The 23,880-nt window shown below is 59.4% G+C and carries 18 protein-coding genes, 4 tRNA genes and 1 pseudogene; 9 read left to right on the top strand and 14 right to left on the bottom strand.

Features of this window, described 5'->3' with window-relative positions:
* Nucleotides 1-67 precede the first annotated feature (67 nt).
* The 3 genes from N3C12_04490 to N3C12_04480 form a co-directional block, all read right to left on the bottom strand.
* Nucleotides 68-141: transfer RNA gene (locus N3C12_04490), tRNA-Arg, on the bottom strand.
* A 93-nt stretch (nt 142-234) separates the two neighbouring features.
* A complete protein-coding gene (pgsA, locus tag N3C12_04485; GenBank protein MCX8071690.1) occupies nt 235-822 on the bottom strand; it encodes a CDP-diacylglycerol--glycerol-3-phosphate 3-phosphatidyltransferase in 588 nt (195 codons plus the stop codon).
* Nucleotides 823-839: 17 nt separating this feature from the next.
* The gene (locus N3C12_04480) at nt 840-1,508 is read right to left on the bottom strand and encodes a lytic transglycosylase domain-containing protein (protein ID MCX8071689.1); all 669 of its coding nucleotides are present in this window, start codon (nt 1,506-1,508) and stop codon (nt 840-842) included.
* A gap of 258 nt (nt 1,509-1,766) precedes the next feature.
* On the opposite strand from N3C12_04480, the gene N3C12_04475 reads away from it, so the two are divergent.
* From N3C12_04475 to cysS, 3 genes are all read left to right on the top strand, one after another.
* A complete protein-coding gene (locus N3C12_04475; GenBank protein MCX8071688.1) occupies nt 1,767-4,190 on the top strand; it encodes a DUF3536 domain-containing protein in 2,424 nt (807 codons plus the stop codon).
* A 113-nt stretch (nt 4,191-4,303) separates the two neighbouring features.
* On the top strand, nt 4,304-6,241 hold the full coding sequence (gene acs / locus N3C12_04470) for an acetate--CoA ligase (GenBank protein ID MCX8071687.1): 1,938 nt from the start codon (nt 4,304-4,306) through the stop codon (nt 6,239-6,241).
* 70 nt (nt 6,242-6,311) lie between these two features.
* A complete protein-coding gene (cysS, locus tag N3C12_04465; GenBank protein MCX8071686.1) occupies nt 6,312-7,724 on the top strand; it encodes a cysteine--tRNA ligase in 1,413 nt (470 codons plus the stop codon).
* 172 nt (nt 7,725-7,896) lie between these two features.
* Here the strand turns inward: cysS and N3C12_04460 are convergent.
* Nucleotides 7,897-7,971: transfer RNA gene (locus tag N3C12_04460), tRNA-Arg, on the bottom strand.
* A gap of 138 nt (nt 7,972-8,109) precedes the next feature.
* Between N3C12_04460 and gap the strand changes: the two genes are divergently transcribed.
* Nucleotides 8,110-9,144: a type I glyceraldehyde-3-phosphate dehydrogenase gene (gap, locus tag N3C12_04455; protein MCX8071685.1), complete on the top strand. Its 1,035-nt coding sequence runs from the start codon at nt 8,110-8,112 to the stop codon at nt 9,142-9,144.
* A 2-nt stretch (nt 9,145-9,146) separates the two neighbouring features.
* Here gap and gpmA read toward each other — a convergent pair whose 3' ends face one another.
* Nucleotides 9,147-9,896: a 2,3-diphosphoglycerate-dependent phosphoglycerate mutase gene (gene gpmA, locus N3C12_04450; GenBank protein MCX8071684.1), complete on the bottom strand. Its 750-nt coding sequence runs from the start codon at nt 9,894-9,896 to the stop codon at nt 9,147-9,149.
* Between the two features lie 173 nt (nt 9,897-10,069).
* Here gpmA and pgm point away from each other — a divergent pair, with 173 nt between their 5' ends.
* Both pgm and glk read left to right on the top strand, forming a co-directional pair.
* A complete protein-coding gene (gene pgm / locus N3C12_04445; GenBank protein ID MCX8071683.1) occupies nt 10,070-11,707 on the top strand; it encodes a phosphoglucomutase (alpha-D-glucose-1,6-bisphosphate-dependent) in 1,638 nt (545 codons plus the stop codon).
* Between the two features lie 28 nt (nt 11,708-11,735).
* Nucleotides 11,736-12,728, top strand: a complete 993-nt coding sequence (glk, locus tag N3C12_04440; protein MCX8071682.1) for a glucokinase — start codon at nt 11,736-11,738, stop codon at nt 12,726-12,728.
* Here glk and N3C12_04435 read toward each other — a convergent pair.
* Entirely contained in the window at nt 12,725-14,401 is a 1,677-nt protein-coding gene (locus N3C12_04435) for an FAD-dependent oxidoreductase (protein MCX8071681.1), read from the bottom strand. The genes glk and N3C12_04435 overlap by 4 nt on opposite strands.
* Nucleotides 14,402-14,720: 319 nt before the next feature.
* Nucleotides 14,721-15,140 carry a hypothetical protein gene (locus tag N3C12_04430; GenBank protein ID MCX8071680.1) on the bottom strand — a complete coding sequence of 140 codons (420 nt, stop codon included), beginning with the start codon at nt 15,138-15,140 and terminating at the stop codon, nt 14,721-14,723.
* A gap of 287 nt (nt 15,141-15,427) precedes the next feature.
* Between N3C12_04430 and N3C12_04425 the strand changes: the two are divergent.
* A pseudogene (locus N3C12_04425) lies at nt 15,428-15,526 on the top strand (prepilin-type N-terminal cleavage/methylation domain-containing protein).
* Between the two features lie 341 nt (nt 15,527-15,867).
* Here N3C12_04425 and N3C12_04420 read toward each other — a convergent pair.
* From N3C12_04420 to N3C12_04410, 3 genes are read right to left on the bottom strand one after another with little or no spacing between them, the layout of a single operon-like run.
* Nucleotides 15,868-16,521: a cysteine hydrolase gene (locus N3C12_04420; GenBank protein MCX8071679.1), complete on the bottom strand. Its 654-nt coding sequence runs from the start codon at nt 16,519-16,521 to the stop codon at nt 15,868-15,870.
* Nucleotides 16,518-17,744: a CoA transferase gene (locus N3C12_04415; protein ID MCX8071678.1), complete on the bottom strand. Its 1,227-nt coding sequence runs from the start codon at nt 17,742-17,744 to the stop codon at nt 16,518-16,520. Before N3C12_04415 ends, N3C12_04420 begins: the two co-directional genes overlap by 4 nt.
* Before the next feature lie 5 nt (nt 17,745-17,749).
* On the bottom strand, nt 17,750-19,015 hold the full coding sequence (locus N3C12_04410) for a CoA transferase (protein ID MCX8071677.1): 1,266 nt from the start codon (nt 19,013-19,015) through the stop codon (nt 17,750-17,752).
* Nucleotides 19,016-19,073: 58 nt separating this feature from the next.
* Between N3C12_04410 and N3C12_04405 the strand changes: the two genes are divergently transcribed.
* Together N3C12_04405 and N3C12_04400 are read left to right on the top strand one after the other, a co-directional pair.
* Entirely contained in the window at nt 19,074-20,648 is a 1,575-nt protein-coding gene (locus tag N3C12_04405; protein MCX8071676.1) for an AMP-binding protein, read from the top strand.
* 38 nt (nt 20,649-20,686) lie between these two features.
* On the top strand, nt 20,687-21,250 hold the full coding sequence (locus N3C12_04400; GenBank protein ID MCX8071675.1) for a DedA family protein: 564 nt from the start codon (nt 20,687-20,689) through the stop codon (nt 21,248-21,250).
* A 20-nt stretch (nt 21,251-21,270) separates the two neighbouring features.
* On the opposite strand, the gene N3C12_04395 is transcribed toward N3C12_04400, so the two are convergent.
* The 4 genes from N3C12_04395 to N3C12_04380 form a co-directional block, all read right to left on the bottom strand.
* Nucleotides 21,271-21,342 (bottom strand) — tRNA-Glu (locus N3C12_04395).
* A 59-nt stretch (nt 21,343-21,401) separates the two neighbouring features.
* A tRNA-Gln gene (locus tag N3C12_04390) sits at nt 21,402-21,474 on the bottom strand.
* A 43-nt stretch (nt 21,475-21,517) separates the two neighbouring features.
* Nucleotides 21,518-22,951 carry a glutamate--tRNA ligase gene (gene gltX / locus N3C12_04385; GenBank protein MCX8071674.1) on the bottom strand — a complete coding sequence of 478 codons (1,434 nt, stop codon included), beginning with the start codon at nt 22,949-22,951 and terminating at the stop codon, nt 21,518-21,520.
* Nucleotides 22,952-23,062: 111 nt separating this feature from the next.
* A complete protein-coding gene (locus tag N3C12_04380; protein ID MCX8071673.1) occupies nt 23,063-23,869 on the bottom strand; it encodes a hypothetical protein in 807 nt (268 codons plus the stop codon).
* Nucleotides 23,870-23,880: the final 11 nt, after the last annotated feature.

The raw sequence follows: 23,880 nt of genomic DNA, 5'->3' as shown, positions 1-23,880 counted from the left end.
GGTTTTTGCTTGACCTGGCCAAACAGTTGTTTGAACGAAAGTGGCGGAAAATTAGGGGGTTGGGTAACGCGCCCTGGCCGATTCGAACGGCCGACCCCAAGATTCGTAGTCTTGTGCTCTATCCAGCTGAGCTAAGGGCGCGTGCTCCCTCAGGAACGGGCGCCTTGCTAACATCCACGCCGCAGCCCTGCAAGCGAAGAACTGCCGCGGAAGCGCCCCACATTCTTGTGGCAGCTATCGGGGCAGCGAAGCTGGGGCTCCACTTCGCCAAAGTTGCGGCAACACGTGCCGAAAGTATTCGACCCCAGACCACACACCTACGGCGAGCGCAAGCCAAAAGAAGTACAAACCGATCGAGAAAAAGTCGATGCCGAAGAATGGGTAATGGAGCAGCAACCCGTGCAGGGCAAACATCTGCAAGACCATTTTGTACTTGCCGAGAGTCTCCGCTTCCACAACAACGCCGTGTGCAAGTGCGACGGCTCGCAAGCCGGTCACAGCAATTTCGCGCGAAATCATCACGGCCACGGCCCAGCCGGGAACTTGGGGCTCGCGTCCCATGGCGACCAGCATCACGAGAACGGCCGCCACAATGAGTTTATCCGCCAAAGGGTCCAAAATCTTGCCGAGGGTGGTGCTCAACCCATAGCGGCGCGCCAAGTAGCCGTCGAGAAAATCGGACAACGAAGCCAGAAAGAATGTTCCCGTCGCCGCAATCGCCGCCCGAGGGCCAGGGTCGGTCAAAAACACCACTACGACGGGAATCAGTAAAATCCGTACAAGAGTGAAAAAGTTAGGCCAGTTGACGAGTTCTTTCCGCAATCTGCCAACGCCCGCTATCAGTTCCGCTGTGCATACTTGTCTTGCAGGTAGCGGTCGCGAAAACTCAACACACGTGCCACATATTCCCAAGTCTCGGGATAAGGTGGGATACCGCCGTGGCGATCCACGGCTGCCTCGCCGGCATTATAGGCCGCCAACGCCAGGCGCAAGTTACCGTTAAAGCGATCGAGAAGATAACGCAGGTGCCGCACTCCGCCATCGATATTTTCACGCGGATCGAACACACGGAACACGCCGTGACGTCGAGCCGTCGCGGGCATCAACTGCATGAGGCCGAGAGCACCTTTCGGCGACACGGCGTCAGGCACAAAGTCCGACTCGGCACGAATCACCGCTTTCACCAGGGCAACATCCACCTGGTGGCGCTCGGCTGCCTCGCGGACGATCGCTTCATACGCCTTATAACGAGTGGGATCGGCGTAGCGCCGCCCCCAACTCGTCCAACGGGCAACCCGCCAGGTATCCTTCTCCGAACGGTAGAAGCGAAAGCGCGGCTCCGCAGGGGCATTGGAAAAGTGGAGTACGCCGCGCGAGTCTCGGTACACGTAAATGTCCGCAAGTGCGGGGCTGCCAACGGCCAAACCGACAACCAGCAGGAACCACGACCGCCTTGAACGCAACACCTGCATGTCGGGCACACTACTGAGGGAAACGATGGTGGTCAACCGAATTGTTTTGTCGCCGTTCCGTGTGGGTCCTTTTCTCCATCCTTGCTACCACACGCCCCTGGGTATATGCGCTGTCGCTGCACCCATTACTCAGCTCCGGTTTTTCCCCTGCCGCTTCCGAGAAGCAAACGCACGAAACGACCGCGCGGCATCCCAGCCTGCCGTCGAGAAAGAGCTCAGACGATCACTCCGTCACTGCCTAGTTGACCCTGCTTGCACCATTTCCGTAAAGTGGCGACCGTTGTCGGCTTATCCATGGATCCTGGAAAGCGCTACGTCTGCATTCATGGCCACTTTTACCAACCTCCGCGTGAAAACCCGTGGCTTGAAGTGATCGAGCCGCAAGATTCCGCCGCGCCGTATCATGACTGGAACGAGCGGATAACGGCTGAATGCTACGAGCCAAATGCTGCCGCGCGCGTGTTGGACGAGCGCGGGAAAATCGCGACTTTGCGCAACAATTATGCTTCGATCAGCTTCAACTTTGGGCCGACGTTGCTGTCGTGGCTCGCTAGCTACCAACGCACGCTGTACCAGGAGATCATCCGCGCGGACCGCGAGGGGAAGGCCCGCTACGGATGTGGCAACGCCATAGCTCAAGTCTACGGCCATGTGATCTTGCCGTTGGCTTCACCGCGGGATCGGGTGACTCAGGTTCGCTGGGGTATCGAGGATTTTGTATTTCGCTTCGGCCGCCGCCCTGAAGGGATGTGGCTTCCAGAAACCGCTGTCGATGAGCAGTGTTTGCAAGTTTTAAGCGATCATGGGATTCGCTTTACGATTCTCGCACCGCACCAAGCCCGCCGCGTGTCTTATGGCGGAGGTCCCTGGCAAGACACGCACGGTGAAGGGGTCGACCCGTACCGCCCGTATGAGTGCAACTTAGGAGGTGGCAAGTCCATCGTCATCTTTTTCTACGACGGCCCGGTTGCCCGTGGGATCGCCTTCGAAGGCTGGCTGCAAAACGGGCGCGCCCTAGCGGAGAGAATCATCGCCCGTGCCTTAACGATGCACGAGAACGGGATCCTGCATGTCGCGGCTGATGGCGAAACCTATGGCCATCACCACCGGTTCGGGGAAATGGCGCTGGCCGCGGCGCTGGATTCGATGGAGCGGGATCCACGGGTCACGTTAACGAACTATGCCGCGTACTTACGGCAAGTCGAGGTTCGCGATCAGGTGGAAATCCGTCCGCTGACGTCGTGGAGTTGTGCCCATGGAGTGGAACGCTGGCGAGCCGGTTGTTCTTGCCACGCCGGGCATCCATCGTGGCAGCACGAATGGCGAGCCCCTCTCCGAGAGGCTCTCGATTGGCTCAAGGGCGAAGTCGATGGTTTGTTCGAGGCGCAGGCGGCCTTGTATCTAAGCGACCCGTGGGAAGCGCGGGACGGTTATATCCACGTCCTACTACGGCGAACAGCGGAGCAACGCGAGTGGTTCCTAAAACAACATGCGCGGCGCTCGTTGACGAAAGATGAAGGGGTGCGGGTCTGGCAGCTCCTAGAGTTGCAGCGACACGCGATGCTGATGTTCACCAGTTGCGGTTGGTTCTTTGACGATCCGACCGGCCTGGAGACTACACAGGTGTTAACCTACGCCGCCCGAGTGGTGCAACTCGCCGCAGCGCTCGGGTCAAACCTGTGGCCGGCCTTCTTGGAGCGCCTGCGCCCGATCCGCAGTAACTTCACTCAGTATCAGGACGGAGTGGATATTTTTGAGCGCCTGGTCCGTCCGCGGATGAGCGACCTTCGGCGTGTGGTCGCTCACTATGCCATGAATGCTCTTTTCGATCCGCCACCTGTTGTGCAAGAGCAATACGTGTATCGGTTCACGTCGAAGGGCCGTGTATTCGACACGGGCGGAACGCCCTCGTTCACCGCAGGTCAGGTCGAGGTTCTGGATCGCAGCACTGGGGAAGAGCAGGTGCTGGACTATGTGGCGGTGCATCTTGGCGGGCACGATTTCTTCTGCGTGTCGGGAGCGGCAGAACCAGCTCGCGATACCGAGTGGCGAGAACATCTCCTGCGAATGTTCCGTACCCAACCGATCGTCGATCTCCTGGGAGAACTTCAACTCAGGTTCGTCGACGGGCGCTTTACCCTTGCGGACATGTTCGTCTCTGAGAGGCGTCGCATCCTTGCCCAAGTCACTGGCGAAGTGTTGGCCCGCGCGAGCCGCGTGTATGAGCGAATCGTCAGCGACAACCGCCGGCTGATAGAGTTCCTCGTACACTACAACCTGGAGATTCCGGAAGAATTACGGATTGCCATGCGGTTTGTTGTTCAGCGCCGATGGGAGGAGCGGCTGCGCGAATTTGCTTTGGCAAACGCCGAGCTTGATGAAGTGGCCGCTGTTGTCGACGATGCGTTGCGGTGGGGAGTGGAGCTCGAAAAAGACATGGCGTCGCAAGTACTCGGCCAGGCTCTTGCCGAGTCGGTGGCGTGTGTTTGGGAGGAGACCGGCGAGCATTGCCACCAGCGGGCGCGCCTATTGCTTGAAGGAAGCCAGAGGTTGGGTGTGACGATCGACTTGAGAAAAGCGCAAAACTTGTTCTTCAAGCTCTGGCATCAAAGGGGTGTTCGTCAGGTGCCCGTATCGGCTCAGGAATTAATCGACCTCGGAATGGCTCTTGGCCTTGCTGTTGACCGTTGGCTTCCAGAAGGGACAGGAGCAGCTTGACGCGCGGCAGCGCTTTGGGCACTAACTTCTGCTCCTGTGATCACGGCCGCTCAATAGAAGGAGCTGAGAGACGGTTCGTTCGCGGATGAGAGGGAAGGACAATGGTAACAGATGTGGACATCGAGTCCGTATTACGTGAGCAACGTGTGTTTCACCCTCCCGCAGAGTTCAGCGCCCGGGCAAATTTGGGACGTGCTGAATATGAAGCCCGCGTCCGCCAGGCTCAGGAGGATCTCGAGGGCTATTGGGCGGACATCGCGGGTGAGCTCGAATGGTTTGCCCGGTGGAGCAAGGTACTCGAGTGGAAGCCGCCCTTTGCCAAATGGTTCGTCGGAGGTACGACGAACCTGGCGCACAACTGTATCGATCGGCATCTGAAAACGTGGCGGCGGAACAAAGCGGCGATCATCTGGGAAGGGGAGCCGGGAGATAGTCGCCTCCTAACTTACCACGATCTTCACCGGGAAGTCTGTCGTTTCGCAAACGTACTTCGGATGCTCGGGGTCGGTCGGGGTGACCGAGTTGGGATCTACCTACCCATGGTGCCGGAGGCCGCGATTGCCATGCTGGCGTGCGCTCGCATTGGGGCTACGCATAGTGTGGTGTTTGGCGGGTTCAGCGCCGATGCGTTGCGGAGCCGGCTGGTAGATGCGCAAGCGAAAGTGTTGGTGACTGCCGATGGCGGATACCGCCGCGGCGGTGTGGTTCCTCTCAAGGCCAACGCAGACGAGGCACTCCGCGATGCTCCCTCGGTGGAGAGTGTCGTGGTCCTACGGCGCACAGGCGAAACCGTGGCGATGAAAGGCGGACGCGACCGATGGTGGCACGAACTGATGGAAAAAGTGAGCGATGAGTGCCCCGCCGAGGCATTAGAAGCGGAACACCCGCTATTTATCCTGTACACTAGCGGGACAACCGGGAAGCCCAAGGGTGTTGTGCACACTACGGGTGGGTACATGGTGCACACGTATATCACCGCTAAGTGGGTGCTCGACCTGAAGGATGACGACACTTACTGGTGCACCGCAGACGTCGGCTGGGTGACGGGGCATAGCTACGTGGTCTACGGCATTCTCGCCAACGGGGCGACCACCCTCATGTACGAAGGTGCACCCAACTACCCGGAGCCCGACCGTTTCTGGCAGATCGTGGATAAGTACGGCGTCACGATCCTCTACACAGCTCCGACGGCAATCCGCAGCTTTATGAAGTGGGGCCGCGAGTGGCCGCGCAGACACCGGCTTTCAAGCCTTCGGCTGCTAGGCTCTGTAGGCGAGCCCATCAATCCTGAAGCGTGGATTTGGTACCACGAGGAAATCGGAAAGCGCCGTTGCCCAATCGTGGACACCTGGTGGCAAACCGAAACTGGAGGCATCCTGATTTCCCCACTGCCAGGAGTTACACCCACCAAGCCTGGGTCGGCTTGTCATCCACTTCCCGGAATTGTCGCTGACGTGGTTAACAAAGAAGGGGCTTCCGTCGGAGCTAACCAAGGTGGCTACCTTGTCATTCGCCAGCCGTGGCCCGGTATGATGCGCACGATCTATGGAGACCCGGACCGCTACGTCCAGCAATATTGGTCTCAAATACCCGGCATGTATTTCACCGGCGACGGAGCCCGCCGAGACGAAGACGGGTATTTTTGGATCATGGGCCGCATCGACGACGTGGTCAACGTCGCGGGCCATCGCCTGGGCACTATGGAGATTGAAAGCGCACTTGTGAGTCACCCCGCGGTGGCGGAGGCTGCGGTGGTTGGTCGACCCGACGCGATCAAAGGCCAGGCGATAGTCGCGTTCGTTACTCTCGAAGCTGGTTACAAGGCCACGGAGGAGCTCCGGCTCGAGCTGCGCGACCATGTAGCCAAGGAAATCGGTGCGTTTGCGCGGCCCGAGGAAGTTCGGTTTGCAGAGGCACTACCGAAGACGCGCTCTGGGAAAATCATGCGCCGACTGCTCCGCGACATCGCTGCAGGCAAGGAGACTCTCGGGGATACGACCACACTAGAGGACTTTAGCGTGCTGGCGAGACTGCGAGAGGAGGAAGAGTGAAACAGCAGTTTGGGATTGTGCCTGCGGAGGTGGGTGCAACGGCAGGTTGCCTCGCGGAGTGGGGAGTCCCGTGGCTCTAAGGGTTCACAACACGCTCACGGGACAAGTCGAGCCGTTTGTTCCACTGCGTCCCAACGCGGTGGGCATGTACGTGTGCGGGGTCACGGTGTACGACCGGTCTCACATAGGGCATGCCCGAGCGTTGGTAACCTTCGATGTGGTTTTCCGGTACCTCAAGTGGCTGGGCTACGAGGTCACGTTCGTTCGCAATTTCACGGACGTTGACGACAAGATTATCGCCCGCGCACAGCAAGCGGGCGTGAGCACTGCGGAGCTTGTTGCCGCAAACTTAGCGTCGTTCGATGAGGACGTCCGCACGCTGGGCTGTTTGCGTCCTACGAGAGAGCCGCGCGCCACCGAGCACATCGCCGACATGATCGCCCTCATTCAAAAGCTCATCGATCGTGGGCTCGCCTATGTGGCCGACGGTGATGTGTACTTTTGCGTGGAAAAATTCCCCGGCTACGGAAAGCTTTCCAAGCGGCGTCTGGAAGATATGTTGGCTGGAGCCCGTGTCGAAATCGATGAACGGAAGCGGCACCCGATGGATTTCGCGTTGTGGAAGGCAAGCAAACCAGGTGAGCCGACGTGGGAGAGCCCGTGGGGGCCGGGCCGCCCGGGTTGGCACATTGAGTGTTCGGCCATGGCCACCAAGTACCTAGGTCAGCCGTTCGATATTCACGGTGGGGGCGCGGATCTAATTTTTCCTCATCACGAAAACGAAATCGCGCAGTCGGAAGGGGCCCACGGCTGCGAATTCGCGCGCTACTGGCTGCACAACGGCTTAGTGACCATCGGCGCGGAGAAAATGTCGAAGTCGCTTGGCAACTTCATGACCGTTGCCGAGGCCGCCGCTCGAGCGGGCGGAGAAGCCATCCGCCTCTTCGTGTTGGGGACTCACTACCGAAGCCCGTTGGACTTTGCCCCTGAACGGTTAGACGAGGCTGCCCGTGCGCTCGGGCGAGTGTATGACACCCTGGCGCGCGCCTACTTTACTGGCGTACGGCCCGCGACTGATGCAGATTCAGAGCGCATCACAGAATTTCGCGACGCAATGGATGACGATTTCAACACAGCCCGCGCTCTGGCCGTTCTGTTCGACATTGTTCGCGATCTCAACCGCCTCATGGACGAGAAGCGGCTTGGAGAGCTGGGGCATTTGCTGGCAACCGTACGCGAGATCAGTGGGGTTTTGGGCGTTGCCGGCAATGACCCGAGTCTTGTTCTCGAAGAAGAAAAAGATCGCCACTTGCGCCAACATGGTCTCAGCCGCGAGTACGTGACCGCGAAAATTGCCGAACGCGCAGCAGCACGCGGCCGCAAGGACTTTGCGACCTCCGACCGCATTCGGGAGGAACTGCGCCAGCAGGGTATCGTACTCGAGGACACTCCACAGGGAACCGTGTGGAAAGTGGCTCGCTAAGAAATTGCCCTCCCTTTGCGTTTGGGCTCGTTGAGGCGCAGCGCGACCGTGCCGCTGGGGAACTTGGGACTTCGTGACGGGCACAGTGCGGCCGACGTTGGGGGAGAGGGGCGGTGATTCGATGAGCCGCCCCCGCGTTGCACGAAGGCTCCGCCGTCGCGGTCCGGAAGAGCGCGCCCGGAGAGATTCGAACTCCCGACCTACTGGTTCGAAGCCAGCCGCTCTAGTCCAACTGAGCTACGGGCGCGCGGCGGCTTAAAAAGACGAATTCCCGCACCGACGCAAGATCCACTGGTGGCCACCTTGACAACTGGCAAAGTTGCATGGCCCGCGCGGCCTTTCTATCGTGGCTTTCCACCAACGGACACCGTTGCAGGAGGCGAGAATGGCATTTCGTGTGGCAATCAACGGATTCGGCAGGATAGGCCGTCTCGTGTATCGAATCGCGGCCGAGCGGGGCTTCGACATTGTTGCCGTCAATGACCTCGTTCCGGCGGACAACCTGGCGTACCTCCTGCAGTACGATACGACGCACGGGCGCTTCCGCTTACAGGGGCGGCTAGCGGAAATCCGAGTCACGAACGACGGATTTTCCGTGAATGGAAAATCCACTCGGGCCTTATCGATTAAGGATCCTGCGGAGCTGCCCTGGCGCGAGCTGGGTGTCGATTACGTCCTCGAGTCCACGGGACTTTTTACTGACTACGAGTCTGCCGCAAAACATCTTGCCGCCGGCGCCAAGCGGGTCATCATTTCGGCCCCAACGAAGAGTAGCCCCGAACAGGTGCCGACGTTTTGCCTCGGCGTGAACGCGGATCAGTACGATCCAGCAAAGCACCAGGTGATCAGCAACGCGAGTTGCACGACCAACTGCCTTGCTCCGCTGGCAAGGGTCATTCACGAGCACTGCGGCATTGAAGAAGGGTTGATGACGACCGTCCACGCGGTCACCGCGACCCAACCGACTCAGGACGGCCCGAGTAAGAAGGACTGGCGCGGTGGGCGTAATGCTTACCAAAATATCATACCCGCAAGTACGGGGGCAGCAAAGGCGGTCACGCTTTGCATCCCTGAGCTCAAGGGCAAACTCACCGGTATGGCCTTTCGCGTCCCGACCGCGGATGTGTCAGTGGTGGACCTGACATTTCGAAGTTCACGGCCGACAAGCCTTGCCGCGATTAATGCAGCCGTCAAAGCGGCAGCCGAAGGTCCTTTGAAGGGAATCCTCGCGTACACGGAGGATGAAGTCGTTTCCAGTGACTTTATTGGTGATCGCCATAGTAGTATCTACGATGCGAAAGCGGGCATTGAGCTCAACGACCGCTTTTTCAAAGTGGTGAGCTGGTACGACAACGAAGCCGGTTACGCTGCGCGCTGTGTCGACTTTCTTGCCTTGCTGGCGGAGAAGGACGGGAAGTAACCTCAGTCCTTCTGGGTCAATTGTCCGGCGACGGCAGCGGTGGCCCGGGCAATTTGCTCCGGATCGCCTAAGTAGTAGTGGCGGATGGGACGAAGCTCGTCATTCAGCTCGTAGACGAGCGGGACTCCCGTTGGGATGTTGAGACCAACAATATCCTGGTCGGAAATCTCATCCAAGTACTTCACTAAAGCGCGTAAGCTGTTGCCGTGTGCGGCAATGATGACCTGCTCACCCGCGCGGACACTGGGCGCAATGTGTTCGTGCCAGTAGGGCAGAAATCTCTGTACGGTGTCCTTGAGCGACTCTGTTGACGGGAGTTCCTCGGGGCGCAGTTTTTGGTAACGGGGATCAAAGCGCGGGTGCCGTGGGTCATCAGCGGAGAGGGGAGGCGGGGCCACGTCGTAACTGCGTCGCCAAATCTGGGTTTGCTCCAGGCCATGCTTGGCCGCTGTTTCCGCCTTGTTCAGGCCCTGCAGCGCCCCGTAGTGGCGTTCGTTCAAACGCCAGCTCTTGTGGACAGGAATCCACATGAGGTCCATTTCCTCTAATACGATCCAGAGAGTTTTGATTGCCCGCTTGAGTACTGACGTAAAGGCGACGTCGAAGCGAAATCCGTGCTCCAGCAGCGTCTGCCCCGCAAGCTTTGCTTCCTCTATTCCACGCTCACTGAGGCCCACGTCCGTCCATCCGGTAAAGCGATTTTCTTTGTTCCAGACGCTCTCGCCGTGGCGCAGCAAGACGATTTGCTTCATGGTCGCTTTCCCTTGCCACGTGCTAGCAAGGAGCGTGGAGTTGGGCCAGTGAAGGGGAGACGAATCGGAGTGACCCGGCAATCAATCGAGCCTTCCTCGCATCGAGTACGGAATGCGGAGGCATGGCCTCGGCCATTGTGCGCGCGAGGCCAACGATGTCATAGGAGGAGACGATGGATGGCGTTCCAACCGTGATCCCAGGAGAGCTGGTTCCCGCGAGTGCGCTGGTGGATGTCACGAAGCTGGTGAGTGCTTATTTCACTCAGCAGCCCGACCCGGAAGACGAACGACAGCGTGTAACGTTCGGCACATCGGGGCACCGCGGTAGCTCGCTAAAGGGCAGTTTTAACGAGACCCACATTGCGGCGATCGTCCAAGCGGTTTGCGACTACCGGAAGGCAAAAGGCATCTCAGGCCCGTTGTTTTTGGGGCGCGATACGCACGCCCTTTCTTATCCAGCTTATGTCACGAGCATCGAGGTGCTGGTCGCCAACGGGGTGGAAGTTTTGGTGGATTCGGAGGGCGGCTACACGCCGACTCCAGTGGTCTCCCACGCGATTCTGCGCCACAACCGCCGTGAACGGCGGCTGGCCGACGGGATTGTCGTGACCCCGTCCCACAACCCACCCGAAGATGGCGGGATCAAGTACAACGAATCGCACGGAGGTCCGGCAGACACGGCAGCAACCAGGTGGATCGAGCAGCGGGCGAACCAGTTGCTGCGTGCTCCCGGAGGGGTCCGGCGAGTATCGTGGACGCGGGCAACGAAGGCGGACACAGTGCACACGTTCGATTATCTGTCCTCGTACGTCGACACCCTGCCGGAGGTTATCGAGATTGACGCAATTGCCCGTGCGGGCCTGCGCATCGGCGTCGACCCCTTGGGAGGAGCCGCTGTTACGTACTGGTCACGGATCGCGGAGAGGTACAAGCTGGAACTCGAGGTGGTGAACGAGGAGGTCGATCCAACGTTTCGGTTTATGCCTGCTGATTGGGACGGGCGCATCCGCATGGACTGCTCCTCCCCTTATGCAATGCGCAAACTCATCGACCTGCGTGACCGGTTCGACATTGCCTTCGGCAATGATGCAGACGCAGATCGGCATGGCATCGTGACACGAGCCGGCGGTCTTCTGAACCCGAATCACTATTTAAGCGTTGCCGTTTCCTATCTTTTCCCCCACCGCGCGCAATGGCCGACCGCTGGCCGCCTAGGGAAGACAGTGGTCACCACACAAATGATCGACCGCATCACGGCTGCCCTCGGGCGGGAACTGTTCGAGGTCCCGGTGGGCTTTAAGTGGTTCGTGAGTGGCCTTTTTGAGGGTTCTGTGCTTTTCGCCGGGGAAGAAAGTGCAGGGGCCACGTTGCTTGCTCGAGATGGTAAGGCCTGGACGACGGATAAGGACGGCATTGTGCTGAACTTACTCGCTGCGGAAATTCATTCGACTTTGCAGGCTGACCTCGCTGACGTCTATCGGAAACTCGAGCAAAGGTTCGGCAGCCCCGCTTACCAGCGGATTGATGCTCCAGCGACACCGGACCAGAAGAAAAAGCTTGCGAGCCTCCGTGCCGCCGACGTCCAACTTCGTGAGCTTGCTGGTTCACGCGTCATCGCCGTGCTCGACAAAGCGCCTGGGAATGGAGCGTCCATTGGTGGGATCAAGGTTGTTGCCGAAGATGCTTGGTTTGCAGCCCGCCCATCGGGCACCGAGGACGTCTACAAACTGTACGCGGAAAGCTTCCGTGGGGCGGAGCACTTGCGAGAGGTGCAAGAAGTTGCCCGGCAGTTCTTAGCCACGATTTTGTAGGAATCGCTTCGCGCTGCAGAGGCTCTCGGTGATCCTGGCGGTAGACATTGGTGGCACAAAAACCAGGGTTGCGATCTTTCAGCCTGGCAATCTGCGCCTGTCGATCGCGTTACAACAGTTCTTGACGGCAGAGATTGCCTCGCTCCCGAAGTTATTGAGTGACTATATCGTGAAGGTGGGTGGCCAGTTGCCGTCCCGGCTGGCAGTCGCCGTTGCTGGTCCGGTAGTGGCTGGGCGGAGCGTCACGGTCAACCTGCCATGGAGTGTGGATGCCCAAGAGCTTGCAGCAGAGTTGGGTATTGGCTGCGTTCGGGTACTCAATGACCTCGAAGCCGCGGCTTACGCGGTGCCTCTTTTGTCGGAGGGCGACTGTTACACGTTGCAGCCTGGGCTGGGTGCGGCGCAGGGCAACCGTGCAGTGATTGCCGCGGGTACTGGGCTCGGGGAAGCAGGTTTGTACTGGGATGGTGCCAATTACCGCCCCTTTGCCACTGAGGGCGGACACACGAGCTTTGCACCCTGCGGCGAACTGGAAGACGCATTGCTCCTGTGGTTGCGCAAGCGGTTCGGTCACGTGAGTTGGGAGCGCGTCCTGTCCGGCCCAGGCCTCGTGAACCTTTACGAGTTTCTAAGCTTTTATCGGGGCGAGGGCTCGTCCTCACACGATGTCGCTGAGCAGGGCAATGCAGCGCTCTCTCCGGAGGAAATTGTGCAGCGAGCCCGCCAGGGCGAGAAGCTTTGTGCCGAGGCTATGCGGCTCTTCAGCCGGCTATATGGGGCCGAGGCAGGAAATCTGGCGCTGAAGCTGATGGCGATAGGTGGCGTATATGTGGTCGGATCTATTGCGGTTACGAACCTCGATTTGCTGGAGCGAGGAGGCTTCATCGAAGCATTTCTCAACAAAGGACGGATGCGCCCTCTGCTCGAGGCAATCCCCGTACGGGTTGTTTTAATCGAGGAGTTGGTCTTGCTTGGTGCTGCCCGCTACGCTTCTTTGTTGGAGAACGTGCGACAGCCCTAATCCCGGGGCAACAGCCCTGCGCTGCGCATGGCGAGGTAGGTGGCGTACCCGCCGGACAAATTCGCGGCCTCATATCCAAGTTGGCTAAGGAAGCGCGTCGCAAAATAAGCACGCTGTCCCACGCCACAGTACACGTAGAGCTTCCGGTCGCGAGGAAGTGCGATGTACCGCTGGCGGAGCTGCGACAGCGGAACCGAAACCGCTCCGGGAATGTGGCCCGCGGCAAACTCGTCCTGCTCGCGGACATCGACGAGAAGAATGTCCCCGCGCCCGAGGTTTTGCCAATCAGCGAGCTCCACATCACCACGGAGCACGTTTTGCGCAATCATGCCTGCAACGTTGACTGGGTCCTTGGCCGCCCCGTACTGTGGTGCGTAGCAAAGCTCCGCTTCAGCGAGATCGTCGACGGTTCCCCCGAACTGGATTGCAGTGGCAATCACGTCAATGCGCTTATCCACGCCTTCGTAGCCAACAGCTTGGGCGCCAAGCACTCGGCCGTCGGCGACCGAGAAAAGAAGTTTTAGGTGGATTGGCTTGGCCCCGGGGTAGTAGCCTGCATGGTGACCAGGGTGGAGGTAAACGACGCGAAAGTTTTCCACCCCCGCGCGTCTGAGTCCTTTCTCCGTTGCTCCAGTGCATGCCACTGTAAGACCGAAGATTCCGACAATCGCTGTGCCTTGAACACCACGGAACCTACTCGGGCGGCCGGCGATCGCATCGGCAGCAATCCGACCTTGGCGGTTTGCTGGCCCAGCGAGGGGCAAAATAGTTTCTTGTCCGGTCACGACATCGTGAACTTCGACTGCATCGCCGACAGCCCAGATGTGAGGGTCGGAGGTGCGCATCTGCTGGTCAACGATAATTCCGCCGCGGGGGCCAATGGCCAAGCCAGCCTCACGGGCCAACTGTACTTCAGGGCGCACACCCAAAGCTAAGATCACGAGCCCCGCCGGATATCGGCAACCACTATCGGTTACCGCGACTAAGTTCTCTCCGGACTGTTCCAGGTGATGCAGCCCATCGCCAAGGTGAACCTCGACTCCCTGATCTTCTAAGTGCTGTGTGACCCATGCCGCCATCTCCGGATCGAGCGGTGGTACGAGTTGATTGAGCTTCTCGAGAACGCATACTTTCAGACCTCTCTGGGCCAGGTTCTCCACCATCTCGAGCCCGATGAGCCCCCCACCTACAACCACGGCCCTTTCGGGCTTCTTGTCCTCGATCCACGATCGAATTGCCCGAGAGTCCGGAATGCTGCGAACGGAGAAAATCCCTGGTAGCTCGACCCCGGGGCAGGAGGGACGGATGGCCGCCGCTCCCGGGGCGAGAACAAGGGCGTCATAGGATTCGAGCCGCTCCTTGCCGGTTCGCAGGTCACATACGCGAAGCAGGCGCTCAGCGCGGTCGATCGCTCGGGCCTCAGTCAGGGTTTGCACGTCGATGTTGAAGCGCTGATAGAAGAGTTCCCTCGTGGCGACGAGCAAGCGGCGTTCTTCTGTAATCACGTTGCCTACGTAATAGGGCAGACCGCAATTCGCGAACGACACGTGGGGGCCACGGTCGAACAGCACGATCTCGCACTCCTCGTCCAACCGCCGTAGCCGCGCTGCACAGGAAGCGCCGCCTGCAACTCCACCGACGATTAACACCCGCCTTTTTCGTGAGCTGACCATACCACCACCTTTGACGGAAACTTGTTAACTGGCAACGTGCCCAGGTGTCTTTCGCCAGAAAAGCCAACTAGGAGAAGCTTCAACTGGCTGCCCTTAAGCGCGTTCTCTTTTCCGTTGTCTCCGCCAGCAACTCTCCGCAAAACTAGGAAACCGTGTCTGGCGCGGATGCGCTCATCGAGTTCGCACGTCGCTTCGCGCTCTTCGGCCGCCGAGATACCGCTTCCTCGGCTCCACGGGGGTTAGGGGTTACCACGGCGAACCAAGAAAGGGGGAAAGGGCTCCCAACTCAAGCCTGCGCGGCCATCCAAATCCGCAGCAGTTAGCCTTTCTGCTTGGCGCGCACCGTTCCCGCAACGCCGGCTGAAGGGCTCAGTGGCCCGCTGTCACGAGAAGCAGCAGTGATTTCTTGCAACAACCGTTCGACTTGTTCTCGCAGGCTCCCTCGCCGGACCCCAAAGTACGAGCGTGTTGCTAATGCCACCTCGCGTCCCACGATGTCGGCCATCACCAAGTCGGCGAGTAGCTGGCAAACCGAGCTTTGAATGAGCTGTCGCCGGGCTCGACGCCGAGCTTCACGCTCCGCCCGGGAAAGTCCTGGTTCCCGAGGGTCCGGGAGCCGGGAACTCAGGTGCTCGCGCACGACCCGGCGCAGCCGCAACTCCCATGCGGGCGACAACTCCAAGACGAACTCTCCCGGTCGCCTCCCCGGTTTAGCTCGGACTCCAGAACCACGCGTCATGATCAGCAAACGCGTAGCAAGAGCCAGTTCCCTTGTCTACGCAGCCTTGGCAAGACACGGGAGCCGAGTACCCGCTACGCAACGCGCATAGCGCTTTCACAGGCGCTTTCTTCAATTCCCGTGGGGACGGCGCGACAAAAATTGTCACTGGTGTCAAACGGCCTAGTAGTTAGCTTCCGGACAGTCGTGGGCCGTAGGACCAACCACGGTCAATCCAGCGAAACGAAAGTTCTTGATTAAGCTTTCGGTTCGCGGTACGAGGTTTGCTCGCCAGAAGTCCGTTAAGTATGCAACGTTGGCACGCGGATAAAGGCTTCACGTTGATCGAGTTGCTTACAGTCATTGCTATCTTGGGCGTATTGGCGGCGGTAGCGATCCCTCAATTCGTCCTTTACCGTCAGCATGCGTTCGATGGGTTAGCTCAAGGAGACCTACGCAACGCCGTCACAGCTGAGGAGGCATATTTCTCGGCAAATGGTTCGTACGTTAGTTGCACTTCAGCATCGGACTGCCAGGCAAAACTCCACGGCTACACGAAGTCTGACACCGGCGTGGAGTTGGCAATCAATGCCACAGCAACGACTTTCGTTGGTACGGCCCGTCATGTGCAAGGAGCGGGTGGGGTGTGGAAGTTCGAGAGCGAGGGGGGCAGGTTTATTTACGAAGAGTAATGTCGGCCGTTACTGGTAGGGCTGTTAGTTCGAACCATTCATCGGGCAAGATACTCTCAATCCTGGTGCTGATGGGTGCGCAGCTTTGCGAGCACGGTGGCAGCATCGGTAACAGTGGCGATAAGTGGCAGGATGTTCTCTACAGAGAACCGGTGCCAGGTCTCGGGGTAACTTGCGCAACAGTCTTCAATCACCAACACCTCGAAACCACGGTTGACAGACCCCCGCACCAGGCCCTCCACGGCGAGATTTGTGGAGACGCCCGCGACGAGGAGCACCGATTTGCCGAGGAGCCGCAGTAGGGGATAAAGCTGCGTGCCATAGGAACCGTCAATGCCGACGCACCGCTCCAGCACGAAGTCGGATGGAACTGGGGCGAGCATTTCGTGAACTTGTACACCCCAGGTGCCCTCGATCAACAGCGGGTTCCGGCCGGTTCGCTTATGCAACAGAGTGTTGGGCCTCGGTAAGCCTGGTTTGTTGGACACGTTGATATAGAACACTGGAACATTTACGGCGCGCGACGCCAGGAGCACCTCACGCAAACGCGGTAAAACGCCACGTTGTGCAACGGCTTCGGCCAGCACACCACTAATGCCCCGCTTGCCAATGTTGGATTCGTGCACAATGTCGTTTTGCATCTCGACGATGCAAAGTGCCGTGTGCTCAACATCAAGATGCCAAGATTGGGAGTATTTTTCATTGGTCATTGAAAAACCCCCGACTCGGCAAGCTCTTCGTACTCCTTGGCACTCATACCCAAGAGCTGCCTGCAGACGTACTCCGTATGCTCTCCGACCCGCGGCGCAGGGCGATACTCTACCTCCACCGTCTCAGAGAAGCGGATCGCATTCCGCTCACATAGATGAGAGCCAATGACCGGATGCTCGACGGTACGGAAGTGCTGGCGCGCCGCAAGCTGAGGATCTGCAAGCAGCTCTGCGAAGTTAGACACCACGGCAGCATCTATGCCAGCTCCGAGTAGGCGATCTGCCAATTCCCGCGCTTGATGTTGGCGGGTCCAACTTTCGAGTTTTTCTTCCAGCTCTTCAGCATGGGCGAGGCGGCCGCTCACAGTGTCAAAGCGCGAGTCTCGGGCCCATTCTGGATCGCCCATCACGGTCCGCAAGGTTTGCCAATCTGCATCGTTGTGAACGGCAATGGCAATCCAGCGATCATCGTCGTCGCCTTCTGCGGCACACCGAAACACGCCGTGGGGCGCGGCATAGCGCGAGCGATTTCCGCACCGTTGTAGCACTTCGCCGGTTGCGGTGTACGTCAGAATGTTTTCGGTCAGGCACACAATTCCTGCTTCGACCTGCGAGAGATCAATGTATTGGCCCTGTCCAGTGCGCTGGCGATGGATAAGCGCAGAGCCTACGAGCAGGGCGACGAATCTTGGCGATAAGGAGTCGGTGATCGTGCCATAGGGTCCGAGTGGTTCACGGTCGGGCCAGCCAGTCAAATGATTGAACCCGGCAAGGGCTGAGCCTTGGCCGCCAAACCCGGGGTAGTTTCTCTCTGGGCCGGTCTGTCCGTTCAAACATGTACTCACCATAATGAGGTTGGGCTTCCGCGCAGCCAGGGTGTCATAGTCCAGCCCCCACTTGGCCATGGTTCCGGGAGCAAAGTTCTCTGCAAGCACGTCGCACCAGTCTACCAGCCGAAGGGCCACTTCTCGCGCCCGTGGGCGTGACATGTCCAAAGCGATGCCCAGCTTGTTGACATTGAGCATGGCAAACATGTGGCTGCCATCGAGCCCAGCTGGGTCTCCGGGCGTGTAACGAAGGAGTCGGACAAAGTCCGGTCGCACCCGCGACTCCACCCGGACAACGATCGCACCGTGATCCGCAAAGTAACGTGTTGCCAGCGGGCCGGCGGCGCCACCGCCAAACTCTAGGATCTTAATCTGGTCGAACAAACGGATTGGCATCGGCCTCAACTCAAAGGAGAACCTTCGGTAGAGATGTGGGGCAAAGCGCTGAACACCTTACGATTGTGTTCGCCGATCCGCGGCGCCGGGTGGCGAATCCGCGCTGGCCCAAGACTAGTTCGGGCGAAACAGGCGGGGTAGCGCAATACCAACCCACGGCCAGGATCTTCGAGGTCGAGAAAAAAGTCACGCGCAGCCAGTTGGCGCGACCGGACAATTTCCCGCGCACTAAACGCGGGCGCAAGCAACAGATTTCGCTCACACGCCACACGAAACAGTTCTTCCATGGTCTGCGTGCGAAAGAACGATTCCAGCGCTGCCTCGATCGCGTTGACGTCGTCCTGAGAAATTGTGTTGTGGTTGTAGTTTTTCCAGTCGCGATTTAACGCGGGGTCGTCCATGCCGCACTCACGGATGTATTCCACAAGTGCTTGAATTCCGGGGTTGCGAGCTGGACCGCCCCGTAATGCGAAAGAGATCCAGCCATCTTTGCAGCGCCACAGCTCGCGGAAGAATGCCTTGGCTCCACGAAAGCCTCCACCAACCCTTTTCCCGGTAAAGCCGGTGAACGGAAACTGCGTTGGGGTGGTCATGTTTGGAATGGTGAGACACTCTTGTAGGGAAACATCGACGGTTTCTGCCACGCCCGCCGTGATTCTGCCCCACAAAGCGAAGACGGTTGCGACCGCTAACTCAATGCCCCCGTGAAAGTGCGAAACCGGTAGAGAACAGCGCACGGGTGCACGGTCCGGGTTTCCTGTGGGGTATAAATTCCCTCCTAATGCCACAATTGTAAGATCCGACCCTCGCCGGTTGGCGTATGGGCCTTCGGTGCCGAAGGGGCTGAGGCGACAGATCACGAGTTGAGGATTGGCTCGGCGTAAGTCAGCATCATGGATCCCATGCGCCCGCGGTCCAGTGCGCACATCGGCTCCGGCGCTTTCCACCAGGGCGTCAGCAGTCGCGACCAAACGCAAGAAGAGAGCACGGTCCTGCGGTTTGGCCAAGTCCAGGGTGACGCTCAGCTTGCTGGTATTGAGTGCGAGCCACGGAACGGACAACTCCGGATTGGGCACTTCCCCTATAAATGGGGCGCGGTAACGCCCCGGGTCACCATCGGGCGGCTCAACCTTGATGACTTCTGCTCCAAGCTCGGCGAGCAGTTTCCCAGCCAAATAGCCCGGCTCTTCGGTACAGTCGAGAATTCGAAATCCAGATAAGTTGGTGTTGCTCCGGGATTCCACGCGGTGGCCCTTATCAAGGAGTGCCATTTCCAATCAAGGCGGCCGTAGTGCCCCCAGGCAAATCGTGATACAAGCGTCGCCCACCATGCGGCAGGCACGCAATCTTAGCGAGCTGTTGCGGGAGACCGCGCGCGAACATCCGCAAGCTTTGGCCTTTCGTTATGGCGACGAATCGATCCGCTACCAAGACTGGGCGGACTACGCCGCGAGGCTGGCAGCCTTCTATTGGTCGTTAGGTTTGCGGCCAGGCGACGTTATCGCATTGCTACTGCCGTCGACCCCTTTTTACCTGATGGCGTACCTCGGAGCGGCACAACTGGGCTTGGTCACGGCGGGAATGAACCTCCGCTATAGGCGGCGGGAAATCAGCGCGATTTTGGCCCGCAGTGGAGCCCGTCTGCTGTTGGGCGTGCGAACGGGTCACGAGGGTGTCGACTTCCAGCGCTTAATCGACGAGGAGGCGCCTGGGTTGCCTACACTGGAACACACCATTTGGATCGACCCTGGGGACCTTGCGGATACAGGGGCGCTTGTCCGTAGGCTGTCCAACGGTCTCGGCACGGCACCAGATGTGGACGTCGACCCGGACGCACCAGCGACCATTATTTTTACCAGCGGCACCACCGGAGTCCCTAAAGGCGCGTGTTACTGCCATCGGAACTTGCTGGCATTGGCTGCGATCGAAAGTCGGCGTTACGAGGCGGGCCTCGAACCCGTGCGCAAGCATTTGGCTGCTGGTGTTTCTTTTGCTCACCTGGGCACGATGGCGCGGATCGCCGTTCAGATCACGAACGTTGCAATGTCGATCGTGCACGATCGTTTTGACCCCACGGCCGTCTTAGAGACAATCGCGCGCGAGCGGCTCCCTCATCTCGGTGCCTTCCCCACGCAAATGCTGAGTTTGCTCGACCACCCTGGGCGAGCACGCTATGACCTGTCGTGCTTAAGGAGCATTTTGCTCGGGGGGGCTCCGGTGGCTCCAGAGCTAATTCAACGCGTGCAGCACGAGCTCGGCGCTGTGGTGAGCGTACGTTACTCCTCGACTGAGGTCGGAATCGCTACGGCGTCGCTGCCGAGTGACCCTGTCGAAGTGCTCTGCGCCACCGTGGGAAAACCCACCGCAGGAGTGGAGCTGCGGATTGTCGATCCGCAGAATCGCCCGCTGCCTGCAGGAGAAATTGGTGAGGTCGTGGTGCGCTCGCCAGCCACCATGGTGGGTTATTGGAACGATCCTGACGCAACGGCGCGCACCATCGACTCCGAAGGATGGGTGCATACCGGCGACTTGGGATTTCTCGACAAGGCGGGGTATCTCCACTTACGTGGGCGCGCCAACGAGATGTACATTCGTGGCGGTTTCAACGTTTACCCCATGGAAGTGGAGAACGTCTTGCTCCAGCATCCAAAAGTGGCTCGTGTGGCGATGATAGGCGTTCCCGACCGCCGCCTCGGTGAAGTTGGTTGGGCGTTTGTTGTTCCGGTAGACCCGAACGACCCACCCACGCTGGAGGAGTTGCGCAGCTTCGTGGGCCGAGAACTGGCGAGTTTTAAAAGGCCGGACGGCCTGACCATCATTCGCGATATGCCACTCACTCCGATGTTCAAGCCGGACAAACGTGCACTTCGCCAAGCGTGGGACGAGGCGAACGCTCGTCGGTAGCGCGTCTTGCGAAGCACTGGTTTTCCGGCAGCGAAACTATGGCATTGGAAGATTTGCTCGCCAAATACGGCCTCTTCGCTGCTTACCTGGGATCTGTTTTTGAGGGCGACACAGTGATGATCCTGGCCGGCGGGCTTGCACGGTACGGGCTTCTATATTGGCCCGCGTCTTGGGCCATGGGCACGCTCGGGGCCGTCACAGCGGACTCGTTGTGCTTCTACCTGGGCTGTTCAGGCCGGCGCACAAAGTGGGCGTCGCGATTCGCGGTCACGAAGCACCGCATATCCGGGTACGGTCCGTGGGCGATCACCGTTGCGCGCTTGATCCCGGGCGCACGAGTGGCAAGCATGCTGTTCTGGGGAGCCAATGGCCTAGCATTCTCTCGTTTTCTTTTGTTCGATGTCCTGGGCTGCAGTTTGTGGGCAGCGACGTTCATGGCATGCGGATGGGCCCTAGCAGCCCAGGTGGAAAACCTGCTTCCTAAGGTTGCTCGGATCGAGCATCGCCTCATCGTATTATTGGCCGGCGCGGTAATCACGCTCCTGGCCTGGCGGCTGTTGTTACGAGGGTGGCGACGTTCCCGGGAGCGACCCAGCGGGTAAGCCAGCGCCTGTAGGGAAAGTGGTCCCAAGGGGATTCGAACCCCTGTTACCGACGTGAGAGGCCGGCGTCCTAACCGCTAGACGATGGGACCGAACGCGCACAAAAACACGGTCGGGCGGCAGGCCGCCGCCCGACCGCCGACCAACTGAGCTGAGGAGGTAGGACTCGAACCTACAATCGCCTGATCCAGAGTCAGGTGGCTTGCCAATTAGCCGACTCCTCAATGAACTCAGCGCGCCTTCAATTAAGCGGAGAGAGCTTGCGAGTCAAGCTGTCTGCCCCTGAGCGGGTCGTGTGGCTTGCTGCGCGAGCGCGAGCGCCCGATCGAGACGCTTGAGGGTGTGCGCCTTTCCCAGCACGTCGAGCACCTCAAAAATTCCGGGACTCACCGTGCCTCCAGTGGTAGCCACGCGCACAGGCTGCGCAATTTTCCCTAGGTTGAGGCGGAACTCTGCCATCACTCGTTCAAAAGCTTGCTGAATCGTTGTCGGAGACCAGTCATCAAGCTCCGAGAGCCGCAACCGCAGTTGCTGCAGGGCGGGTAAGATGTCCGGCTTCAGGAATTTCGATACCAGCTCCGGCGCGAGCTCGACCTCGTCGACCAGGTAAAAGCGACCAATCTCGACCAACTCTACAAGGGTCTTCGCCCGCTCCTGCAAGGTAGCAACCATCTTGGCCAGCCAAGCGTCATCGCCGGGAACCTTGTAGCCCCGTGCGGCGATAAACGGCTTCACTGCTTGCGCAAGCTCTTGGGCAGGCGTGGTTTTCATGTAGTGAAAATTCACCCACTCCAGCTTCTCCGCGTTGTAAACCCCAGCGGACTTGCCCACGTGTTCGAGCGAAAACTTGTCGATGAGCTCTTGGCGGCTGAAGATTTCTTGGTCGCCGTAGGACCAGCCGAGACGCACCAAGTAGTTGACGAGGGCGTCGGGCAAGTAGCCCATCTCTCGGTAGGCGAGCACCGAAGTGGCACCGTGACGCTTGCTCAAACGCGTCCGGTCAGGCCCGAGAATTTGCGGCACGTGAGCAAACGCCGGAATGGGGTATCCGAGTGCCCGGTAGATCAGAATTTGCTTAGGTGTGTTCGTGAGGTGATCGTCGCCCCGGATCACATGGGTAATTGCCATCGTGGCATCGTCAACGACCACGCACAGGTTATATGTGGGGCTGCCATCCGAGCGGACAATAATGAGATCGTCGAGCTCAGCATTCTCGAACGCCACGTGTCCTTTCACCAAGTCATTCACGACCGTAACGCCGTCGACGGGCGTTTTGAACCGAATCGCGTAGGGCGTTCCTGCGGGTGCATCTGTGCGCGTGCGGCAGGTGCGGTCGTACATCGGCTTGCGGCCAGCTTTGAGCGCCTGCTCGCGCTTTGCCTCGAGCTCCTCTGGCGTGCAGTAGCAACGATAGGCGGCCCCCGAAGCCAGCAAACGCTCCGCATGCTCGAGGTACAAGGCGAGCCGTTGGCTTTGGTAGTAAGGGCCCTCGTCCCAATCGAGCTTAAGCCAAGCCATGGCGTCGAGAATCGCCTGAATAGATTCGGGGGTAGAGCGCTCGCGATCGGTGTCCTCAATGCGGAGCACGAACTGGCCCTGGTGGTGGCGGGCAAACAAATAGTTGAACAAGGCGGTGCGCGCGCCACCTAAATGGAGGTAACCCGTGGGACTCGGTGCGAAACGAGTGCGAACAACACTCATAGAAACGGCGGGCGCCTAACAGCGACCGCCTGGTGTGTCAACGCAGCAACACTGCGTCGTCCCCGTGAAACGCCGCGGATTATGCGGCTTCGGCGGCGAGCATTGCGGGCTTCAGATCTCTGCAACGCTTTCCACAGGCAAGTTGCGTGCATGGAGTTCCTCGATGAGCACTTGACGATAGTGCTCGAAGGGCGGGTCTTGCACGAACCACCATTCATCGTCCGCCCGCGAAGCGATACCCACAGCCACAAAACTGCGAATGACAGTGCCGTAGAGTCGAAAACATCCTGGTTCTCGGCGATCAGCCAACACCGCCGCCTGGACCCTACGGGCATCGCAGACGAGCCAAATCGGGCAGGCGAGGGTTCCGGCAGCGCCAGCAGCGAGAATCCACGGAAAATCCACCAGCCAGCGCGAGCCCGGCTCCGATCGAATCGGCAAACCGTGGCTAAACAGCGCGCAAAGCTCTTCGGCAAGTTCCCGGGGCGCCGGGAACGGTGACTGACCCGGTCGCCGAACCCGGCGCGACGGGTCCACGGGCACAAGAAGGCAACTCGGCCGCACCAGCACCCGTTCGACATCGGCGAAGAGGGATGGAAGAAGTGCTTCAGCCCTGGCAAAATCACTAGCGTACAACGCCGCTCGCGCTGCTGCATACAGGGGCGCGGCACACACTTCGTCAGTCTTTAACCGAACCGCCTGGAGCAGACCGTGCAGTTCCCGCGCAAAGCGCTCGATCTCGCCTTCACTCATAGGTCGTCGTTGCGCCTGCCGGAGGTCGCGTCCTAAGCCCGCCGCCCGGGGGAGAGCATGGTGAGAAAGCCAATCCTGAATCGGCAGGAGAACCCGAGCTTCATCGAGCGCCCGACTTAGATCTGCGTAGGCTTGTTGGAGGCCAAGAAGGACTTCAACGTCCATCGGACCTCTCT

The sequence above is a fragment of the Candidatus Binatia bacterium genome (genome assembly GCA_026415395.1).
Taxonomy (GTDB): Bacteria; Desulfobacterota; Binatia; order HRBIN30; family HRBIN30; genus HRBIN30.
Note: the sequence above shows the minus strand (reverse complement) of the source record. Positions and strands in the feature narration are given on the sequence as shown.